General features: G+C 48.3%; 1 protein-coding gene. It reads left to right on the plus strand.

Annotated features, from left to right (window positions below):
* Window positions 1–211: 211 nt before the first annotated feature.
* Window positions 212–1,446, plus strand: a 1,235-nt coding sequence (locus AC1BI1_RS15285) for a transposase (protein ID WP_476718166.1), incomplete at its 3' end; no start/stop codon positions are given.

Consider the following 1,446-nt stretch of genomic DNA (forward strand, 5'->3'; position numbering starts at 1 on the left):
GAGCCATCTGCGCTGACGGGGAAATAAGGAAGGTGAAGGTATGAAGGGATTGGGGTAAAAGATTTTACCCCGGGGAAGGCATGAATTTGGTTGGGGTTGAGGGGGATTGGGTATGAGGGATTAAAAAATTGACCCCAAAAAGAGGATGACCCTCCTTAAGAAGCGAATCTGTTAAGTAACACCAAACCAACCAGACAAAGGAGGGTCACCCATGGCTATTATACCACAACAGAGGCTCTTTGGATGGAGGGAAATCGAAAATTTAGGGGAGCTCGAACGACTTAGGCTAGTCCTTGAATACATGCCGGACGAAGAATTGATGGTGGAACTGGAGAAGGAACGGGCTAATGGGCGGGATGACTATCCCATAAGGGCTGTATGGAACTCTGTACTGGCAGGGATAGTATACCAGCATCCTTCGATAGAAAGTTTAAGGCGGGAACTTTGGCGTAATGCCCAATTACGAGAGCTATGCGGATTTGACCTCGTTAAGGGAGAGAAGGCCATACCGCCGTCATGGGTATACAGCCGGTTTTTGCGGAAACTGTTTAAGAAAGAAGAGGAGGTCGAAGGAATATTTTACCGGCTGGTAGAGGAGCTAAGGGAGGAACTACCGGATTTTGGAGAAGTAGTGGCCATAGACGGCAAAGCCTTGGCGAGTTTAAGTCGTGGGAAGAAGAAAGAGAAAGTAAGGGAGCTTAGAGCTGACGGTCGGCGGGAACAAGATGCAGACTGGGGGTGTAAGGTTTACCGGGGGAAGAGGGAAGACGGCAGCCAGTGGGAAAAAGTAGTGAAATGGTTTGGATTTCGCCTGCACCTGATAGTAGATGCTCTATATGAACTCCCCATAGGGTTCAAAGTGACCAAGGCGTCGGCGAGCGAAGTAAAAGAAGCGCCCAAGCTTCTGGAGAGGGTAAAAGAGAAGGCCCCGGGGACCTTTGAAAGGATGGAATACCTTACAGCAGACAAGGCCTACGACTCCACAGAACTGATCATTAAGCTATGGGGAGAGTATCAAATAAAGCCGGTCATAGACATAAGGAACCAATGGAAAGATGGGGAAGAGACGAAAGTAGTCAATGGTCAGGAGAATGTAGTATACGACTATAAGGGTAAAGTTAGCTGTTACTGTCCGGAGACGGGGATAAAGAGGGAGATGGCCTATGGAGGATTTGAGAAAGACCGGGAAACATTAAAATACAGGTGTCCGGCCAGGCATTATGGGTTAAGATGCAAGGGCATAGATAAATGTCCGGTTAAGAGCGGTATTCGGATACCCCTTAAAGAAGACCGGAGGGTGTTCACGCCGCTAGCACGTTCCAGCTATCGGTGGCAGGAACTTTACAAGAAGCGTACGTCGGTGGAGCGAGTAAACAGCCGTTTAGACCAGAGTTTTGGGTTTGAGCAACACTTTATTCGGGGATTAAAGAAGATGAGTTTAAGATG

It is taken from the genome of Thermanaeromonas sp. DSM 22490 (assembly GCF_056378755.1).